The sequence below is a fragment of the Streptomyces flavotricini genome (assembly GCF_020639365.1).
GTDB classification, from domain to species: Bacteria; Actinomycetota; Actinomycetes; order Streptomycetales; family Streptomycetaceae; genus Streptomyces; species Streptomyces flavotricini.
This window is the reverse complement of record NZ_JAINUL010000001.1, coordinates 8,443,270-8,450,445: the sequence shown is the minus strand read 5'-3', so window position 1 is coordinate 8,450,445 and position 7,176 is coordinate 8,443,270. Positions and strand designations below refer to the sequence as shown.

Annotated in this window: 7 protein-coding genes; 1 reads left to right on the top strand and 6 read right to left on the bottom strand. The window is 74.6% G+C overall.

Annotation, left to right across the window (positions count from 1 at the left end; translation table 11 throughout):
- The coding region (locus K7B10_RS38825) for a class I adenylate-forming enzyme family protein (protein WP_229344294.1) at window positions 1-1,581 on the bottom strand (1,581 nt) is incomplete at its 3' end.
- Between the two features lie 184 nt (window positions 1,582-1,765).
- On the opposite strand from K7B10_RS38825, the gene K7B10_RS38820 reads away from it, so the two are divergent.
- Window positions 1,766-2,209: a nuclear transport factor 2 family protein gene (locus K7B10_RS38820; protein ID WP_229344291.1), complete on the top strand. Its 444-nt coding sequence runs from the start codon at window positions 1,766-1,768 to the stop codon at window positions 2,207-2,209.
- Window positions 2,210-2,220: 11 nt separating this feature from the next.
- Here the strand turns inward: K7B10_RS38820 and K7B10_RS38815 are convergent, their stop codons facing one another.
- The 5 genes from K7B10_RS38815 to K7B10_RS38795 are packed head-to-tail and all read right to left on the bottom strand — an operon-like array spanning window position 2,221 to window position 7,136.
- A complete protein-coding gene (locus K7B10_RS38815) occupies window positions 2,221-3,504 on the bottom strand; it encodes an FAD-dependent monooxygenase (protein WP_229344290.1) in 1,284 nt (427 codons plus the stop codon).
- 3 nt (window positions 3,505-3,507) lie between these two features.
- Window positions 3,508-3,771 (bottom strand): acyl carrier protein, encoded by a 264-nt coding sequence (locus K7B10_RS38810; protein WP_229344287.1) that lies wholly within the window; start codon window positions 3,769-3,771, stop codon window positions 3,508-3,510.
- 49 nt (window positions 3,772-3,820) lie between these two features.
- Window positions 3,821-5,089 carry a ketosynthase chain-length factor gene (locus K7B10_RS38805; protein ID WP_229344285.1) on the bottom strand — a complete coding sequence of 423 codons (1,269 nt, stop codon included), beginning with the start codon at window positions 5,087-5,089 and terminating at the stop codon, window positions 3,821-3,823.
- Window positions 5,086-6,351 carry a beta-ketoacyl-[acyl-carrier-protein] synthase family protein gene (locus K7B10_RS38800; RefSeq protein ID WP_229344283.1) on the bottom strand — a complete coding sequence of 422 codons (1,266 nt, stop codon included), beginning with the start codon at window positions 6,349-6,351 and terminating at the stop codon, window positions 5,086-5,088. Before K7B10_RS38800 ends, K7B10_RS38805 begins: the two co-directional genes overlap by 4 nt.
- On the bottom strand, window positions 6,348-7,136 hold the full coding sequence (locus K7B10_RS38795; protein WP_229344281.1) for a thioesterase II family protein: 789 nt from the start codon (window positions 7,134-7,136) through the stop codon (window positions 6,348-6,350). The genes K7B10_RS38800 and K7B10_RS38795 overlap by 4 nt, the downstream gene beginning before the upstream one ends.
- Window positions 7,137-7,176: the final 40 nt, after the last annotated feature.

Below are 7,176 nucleotides of genomic sequence, written 5' to 3'. Positions count from 1 at the left end.
CTCCGCGGCGGCCCGCCCGCGCAGGCTGAGCCGCAGCGGGCGCCGGTCGGGCTTGCCGACGGGGCCCCGCGGCACGGCGTCGAGTACCTCGACGCGGCGGATCTGCTCGAAGTCGTTGAGGCGGGCGTTGGCGCGCTCCACGATGGAGTCGAGGACGTCGAGCAGGCCGGGGGCGGTGGGGTCGCGCAGCACGATGCCGGTCCACACGAGCGCGCCGTGCACCGGATCGGGCCAGCCCGCCACGATGCATTCGGCGACGCGCAGGTCGGCGCCGATGACGTCTTCGACCGCGCTGGGCGAGACGAGTTCGTTGTCGTACTTGAAGACGTCGTCGAGCCGGTCCACCAGGAAGAGCACGTCGTCCTCGCCCAGGTACCCGATGTCCCCGGTGGAGAACCAGCCGTCCGCGTCGATCGGCGGGGGCGCGGTGTCGTCGAGGTAGCCGGCCATCACCTGCGGCCCGCGGACCTGCACTTCTCCGGTGGCGTAGACGTCGAGCGGGGTGCTGGTGTCCACGGCGACGATGCGGCATTCGGTGCCCGGTACGGCGGGCCCCACCGAGCCGCTCCTGGGACTTCGGGGGTCCTGGCAGTGGGAGAGCGGGGAGAGTTCGGCCAGTCCGTAGCCCTGGATGACGGGCACGCCGAGGCGGGCCCGCAGGGTCCGGGCGGCGGTCGGGGACAGGGCGGTGCCGCCGGAGAGCACGGCGGTCAGGCGGCGCCCGCCCGGGAAGTCGTGGGTGAGCCGCTCGTCCTGGGCCAGCCGGTGCAGCCGTGCGGGCAGCCCGTAGTAGTGGGTGGCCTCCGCGCGTGCGGAGGCGGCCAGCGAGGCGATGGGGTCGGGGTCGGTGCACAGCACCTGGCAGGCGCCCGCGTACACGCCCGAGTTGAGGTGCATCGTGTGGTAGAGCGGCAGGTGGTTGAGGGTGACCGAGTCACTGCCGAGGTCGTGCGCGGCGGCGGTCTGGGCGGCGTTCGCCACCAGGTTGCGGTGCGTGAGCCGGACGCCCTTGGGGCGGCCGGTGGTGCCGGAGGTGAACTGGATGCAGGCGTCGCCGTCCAGGTCGACGACCCCGGGCGAGGCCGTACGCTCGGGTGCCAGGGCCAGGGCCTCGGCCAGCGGCAGGGCGTCGCCGGGGACCACGCCGTCCGGCGCGTCGGTCACGACGACGGAGCGCAGCCGTGGCAGCCGGTCGCCCACTTTGACCAGCAGTTCGGCGGTGGCGGTCGGTACGAACGCCACCTCGACCCCGGCCGTCCGCATGACGTGGACCAGGCCCGCCTCCTTGATCAGCGGGTTGACCAGCACGACCGTGTTCCCGCTGCGCACGGTCCCGTAGTAGGCGGCGGCGAAGACGGGGTCGAGGACGTTGGCGACGCCGACCCGGGCCCCGCGGCGGCCGAGCGTGTGCTCCAGGTGGGCGGCGAAGCGGTCGGCCCGGGCGTCCAGTTCGGCGAAGGTCACCGTCTCCGTGAAGCCGGTCCCGGTCGCGGTGCGGATCGCCAGCCCGGCGGGGTCGCGGACCGCCGCCCGGCGCAGCAGGCCGTCCAGCGGGAGTTCCGGGTACGCGAATCTCGGCATGGTGCTCTCCTCCTGGCTCCCGAAGGGGCGGCCGCGGCTGCGGCGGCACCCCCAGGGGCTTGTCCGCCGGACAGGCCCCGGACTGTGTCGGCCCAGCCTGGGCAGCGGCGCTTGAGGAGTCTTCGAAGAGCGCTCGATCTGCGGTGCGGATGCTGTCGGGAACCGATGGAACGGAGTCCCCCCGATGACAGCGACGACGACGGCGGCAGTCAGGGAGTTCGGCCTGCTGTACGCGGAGGTCCAGCAGTTCTACTCGCGCCAGATGCAGCTCTTCGACTCCTTCGAGGCCGAGCCGTGGGCGCAGACCTTCACGCCGGACGCGGTCTTCGACGTGCCGACGCTGCCCGCGCCGGTGGTCGGACGCGCGGCGCTGGCCTCGAACGTCCGGCGCAACGCGGAGGTCCGGGCGGGCAGCGGCGAGCAGCTGCGGCACTGGCTCGGCATGCTGGACGCGTCGCCGCAGCCCGACGGCACGGTGCACACGCGCAGCTACGCACTGGTGTACCTGACCCCGCGGGGCGGTGGGTCGAAGGTGCACCGGGTGTGCGTGATGGAGGACGTACTGGTCCCCGCGCCGGGCGGCTGGCAGGTCGCCCACCGCCTGGTGACGCGCGACGACCTGCCCTGAGCCGGCCCGGCCTACAAGGACCGGTCGAAGTGCAGCACCGGGAACAGGTCGGTGCGCACCCCCGCCGGGTCGTGGCCGTGCGCGACCTTGCGGGTGATCTTCGCTCCGATCGGGGTGCGGGTGACGACCGCCGCCGCCCGCGCCCGCAGGAACGCGGCGGCCGGCCCGCCCCCGCCGAACAGCGAGCGGGCCTGCATGACCTGCATGCGGTGCACGGCGGCCGCGGCCGGGGCGCGCCGGTCCCGGTAGGGCGCGAGGCGCTGCGCCGTCGGCTCCCCCTCGGACAGCGCGGCGACGAGTACGGGGTGCAGCGCGGCGGCGTCCTGGAGGGCCAGGTTGATGCCCTGGGCGCCGATCGGCCCGTGGGTGTGGGCGCTGTCGCCGAGCAGGACGAGCCCGTCGCGCACCCACTCGCCGGCGTGCGAGGCGAACACGTCGAGCAGGGTCAGGTCGGCCATCGAGGTGATCTGCTCGTGGACGAGGTCGGCGTACTGCGGCAGCACCTCGGCCAGTTCCCACCGGACGTCCTCGATGCCGCGCCGCACGACGCCGTGCCAGCCGCCGTGCGGCAGGGTCCAGCCGATCCGCAGCCGGTCGGGGTGGGTGTCGTGGACGAGTACGGCGCTGCCCGCCGCGCGGTGCACCCGTACCTGCCCGGTGGCGTGGCCGGGCGCGCGCAGCGAGAACCACACCACGTCGTGGGCGAAGGACTCGCGCCGCCCGGCGTCGATTCCGGCGAGCGCGCGGGTCTTGGAGAACCGGCCGTCGGCGCCGACGACCACCTGGGCACGCACGGTGACCGGCACCCGGTCGGGCCCGTTCACGACGGCGCCCGTGCAGGGGCTGTCCGGGCGCCTCTGGCGGAGTGCGGCGATCCGGTGCCCTTCGAGCAGGGTGAATCCCGGCAGCTCCCGGCAGGCGGTGAGGAGTTCCTCCAGCAGGTGCGGCTGCGGAAGGGCCAGCAGGTGGTCGTACGGGGCGGGCAGCCGCCCGTAGTCGATGTCGAGCACCACCCGCTCCCGCTCCAGCACCTGGAACCCGCGCAGGCGGGCCGCGCCGCGGGCCGCCGCCCCGGCCAGGACGCCGAGCTCGTCGAGGATCCGCTGGCCGCCGGGCTGGAGGATCTCGCCGTGGAACGCGCGGCGGAACGCGGTGGAGCGTTCGACCAGGGTCACGCGGACGCCGGAGCGCAGCAGCATGAGCGTCAGTGCCAGCCCGGCGGGTCCGGCGCCGATCACGCAGACGTCGGTGTCGAGGGTGGCGGCGGTCTCGGTGGTGGGGGTCTCCTGGATCACGGATCAGACCGCGGCCCGTGCGGAGAGCACCTCGTTGACCATGGCGAGGTAACGGCGCGGGGTGTCGGCGTCGTCGAGGGCCTCCTCGTCGAGGAGCACGTCGTATGCGCGCTCGACGTGCCCGGTGGTCTGGAGGACGGCGAGCGAGTCGTAGCCCAGCTCGAACCAGTTCAGGTCGAGGACGTCGCCGTCGAGGTCGACGCCCTCCTCCTCGCCCGCGCATTCGCGCAGGATGCGCTTCAGGTCGTCGAGTTCCAGCCGGTCCATGGTCTCCCTCTGTTCTGCGTCGGCGTACGGGGGTCGGTGGGGGTGCGGGTCAGGCGTCCGGTGCGCGTACGACGACGGCGGAGTTGAAGCCGCCGCGGCCGCGGGCCAGGACCAGCGCGGTCCGCAGCGGCAGCCCGAGGGCCGGGCTGGGCGCGCCGGTGACCAGGTCCAGCAGGTACTCGCCGGCCGGGAGCTCGGTCCCGGTGGTCGGCGGGATCAGCTGGTCGCGCAGGGTGAGCAGGGCGGCGGCCACGTCGAGGGCCGCGCCTCCGGCGGCGAGCCGCCCGGTCATCGACTTGGGCGCGGTGACGGGCACTCCGTACGGGCCGAACAGGGCGGTGATGGCCTCGGCTTCGGCGCGGTCGGCGCCGCGTTCGCCCGCCGCGTCGGCGAAGACGACGTCGATCTCGTCGGGGTGCGCGCCCGCGTCGGCCAGCGCCAGTTCCGCGGCCGCGCCGAGCCGGGAGGTCCCGTCGGCGTCGAAGGTGGCGGCGTGCCCGGCGATGGAGCCGTAGACGCGCGCTCCGCGCCGGCGGGCCTCCTCGGCGCCCTCCAGGACCAGGAGCGCGCCGCCCTCTCCCGCGACGTGGCCGCTCGCGTCCTCGGCGAACGGCAGGTAGGCGCGGGCCGGGTCCTCCCGGTCGGTGAGCCCGCCGCCGGCCAGGTAGGCGGCCCAGCCCCAGGAGCACAGTGCGGAGTCGATGCCGCCGGTGACGACGAGCTCGGCGCCCTTGCGGATCTGGCGGCGGGCGTGGGCCATCGCGTCGAGGCCGCCGGCCTGCTCGGAGACGATCACTCCGGAGGCGCCGCGCAGGCCGTGCCGGATGGAGATCTGGCCGCTGTTGACGGCGTAGAACCAGGCGAAGGACTGGTAGGCGGAGACGTGCTGGCCGCCCTTGCCCCACAGCGCCTGGAGCTCCTGCTGGCCGAACTCGAAGCCGCCGAAGGAGTTGGCGGTGACCACGCCCGCGGCGTGCTCGGGCAGCTGCGCGGGATCGGCGCCGGCGTCGTCGAGCGCCTCCTTCGCGGCGGCGAGCGAGAGCCTGGTGACGCGGTCGGTCTGCGGCATCAGCCGGCTGGAGACGTGCTCGGCGTCGACGAATCCGGGCACCTCCCCGGCCAGCTTCGCCGGGTAGCCGCTCGCGTCGAACCGGCTGACGGGCCGGATGCCGCTGCGGCCGCGCAGCACGGCGGACCACCAGGCCTCGGTGCCGAGCCCGTTGGGCGCGGCGACCCCGATGCCGGTAACGACGGGGGCGGCGGTGCGGGAGGGCGCCCAGGCGGCGGGGGCGATCGGGCCTGCGAGAACGGTGGTCATCGGTCCGCCTTCGGGCTCGGGCTGGTCAGGATCATCGCGCTCTGGAACCCGCCGAAGCCGCTGCCGACGGTCAGGACGGCGTCGGTGCGCTGCCGGCGGGCGGTCAGCGGGGTGTAGTCGAGGTCGCAGGCCGGGTCGGGCTCGTGCAGGTTCGCCGTCGGCGGGACGGTGTCGTGCTCGATGGCCAGCGCGCAGGCGGCCACTTCGAGGGCGCCGATCGCGCCGAGCGAGTGCCCGATCATCGACTTGATCGAGCTGACGGGGACCTCGTACGCCCGCTGTCCCAGGCTCCGCTTGAACGCCTCGGTCTCGTGCTTGTCGTTCTGCTTCGTGCCGGAGCCGTGCGCGTTGATGTAGTCGATGTCCCCGGGCACCAGTTCCGCCTCGGCGAGCGCGGCCGTGATGGCGGCGGCCATCTCGATGCCGTCGGGCCGCAGTCCGGTCATGTGGTAGGCGTTGCTGCGCGAGGCGAAGCCCGAGATCTCGGCGTACACGTGCGCGCCGCGGGCGCGGGCGTGCTCGTACTCCTCGATGACGAGGACGGCCGAGCCCTCCCCCAGGACGAACCCGTTGCGGGTGCGGTCGAAGGGCCGCGAGGCGGTCTCCGGCTCGTCGTTGCGGGTGGAGGTGGCGCGGATCGCGTCGAAGCAGGCCGCGGTGATCGGCGTGATGGGCGCCTCGGCCGCGCCGGTGACCATCACGTCGGCGCTGCCCTCGCGGACGAGGTCGACGGCGTGGCCGATCGCGTCGAGGCCGGAGGTGCAGCCGGTGGACACCAGCGCCACGGGCCCCTGGGCGCCGGCGGTACGGGCCACCTCGGCCGCCATCGAGCTGGGGACGAAGTAGTCGTAGAGGTGGGGTACGGCCTTGGTGTGGTCGACGAGCGCACGGGTGCCCTGCTCGCTGACGACCCCGTACTCGGCGTCCAGGCCGGTGGTGCAGCCGAGCGCGCTGCCGAGGGTGACCCCGGTGCGCGTGGCGTCGTAGGAGCCGGCCAGGCCGCTGTCGGCGAGGGCCTCGCGGGCGCTGACGACGGCGAACTGGGCGGCGCGGTCCAGGCGGCCGGCCTGCTCGGCGGTGAGCCCGGACTCCCGGGGGTCGAAGTCGGCCTCGGCGGCGATCCGGGAGCGGAAGCCGGAGGCGTCGAAGAGGGTGATGGCGCGGGTGGCCGTACGGCCGTCGGTCAGCAGCGACCAGAATTCCTTGGTGCCCGGGCGGCCCGGGGCCACGACCCCGATGCCCGTGATGACGACTCGTCTCATCGCCCTTCCCCCTGTCCTGTCCGTTCTGGCTGGTCCGTCCCGCCGTGGTGCCCGCGCAGCACGACGCGGGCGGCCCGGCCGAGCATCCGGGGCAGTTCGGCGCCCCGCACGAAGAAGTGGCCGCCGGGCACGGTCCGCCGCAGCAGCCGGCCGGTGGTCCAGCGCTGCCAGCCGGCGGCGGCCCCGGCGTCGACCAGGGGGTCCTCGGTGCCGGTGACCGCGAGCAGCGGTACGGGCACGGGGCCGGGCGAGGTCGGCGCGAGGGCGGCGGCCCGCAGGTTGCGGGCGAGCCGGAGGTCGGCACGGAGCACGGGGAAGACGGAGCGGAACCACACGTCTCCGGGCCGCACTCCGGGCGGCAGCGCGTCGAACCGGTCCAGGACGCGCAGCAGTTCCTCGTCCGGCAGCTCGGCGGAGTTCGCGAGGGCGGCCGGCAGGTCCGGCGGGGGGCTGGCTCCGACGGCCAGCAGCGCGGGCATCGGCAGCCCGTACTCCAGCGCGGCGTGCGCGACCGTGAGGGCGACCGACGCGCCGAGGCTGTGCCCGTAGAGGATGTAGGGGGCGCCGGATTCGTCGGCGATCCGCTCGAACAGCGGCTTGAGGTCGGCCAGGAGCTCGTCGCGGCCGGTCAGCCGGATCTCACGGCGCCGCTCGTCGCGCCCGGGCAGCAGCCAGGGCGTGGTCCTCACCCCGCTCCCGGCGAGCTTGTCCCACCGGTAGAACGAGGACACTCCGGCCCCCGCATGTGCGAAGCAGTGCAGCCGTACGGCCTGTCCGTCACCCATCGCCACCTCCCAGGAACCCCACCGCGTAGGCCTCGACACT

Bases quoted from the DNA above. Each gene is read 5' to 3' on its own strand.
- K7B10_RS38810 (WP_229344287.1), bottom strand. From the start codon at position 3,771: ATGGACCGGCTGGAACTCGACGACCTGAAGCGCATCCTGCGCGAATGC.
- K7B10_RS38805 (WP_229344285.1), bottom strand. From the start codon at position 5,089: ATGACCACCGTTCTCGCAGGCCCGATCGCCCCCGCCGCCTGGGCGCCC.
- K7B10_RS38800 (WP_229344283.1), bottom strand. From the start codon at position 6,351: ATGAGACGAGTCGTCATCACGGGCATCGGGGTCGTGGCCCCGGGCCGC.
- K7B10_RS38795 (WP_229344281.1), bottom strand. From the start codon at position 7,136: ATGGGTGACGGACAGGCCGTACGGCTGCACTGCTTCGCACATGCGGGG.
- K7B10_RS38820 (WP_229344291.1), top strand. From the start codon at position 1,766: ATGACAGCGACGACGACGGCGGCAGTCAGGGAGTTCGGCCTGCTGTAC.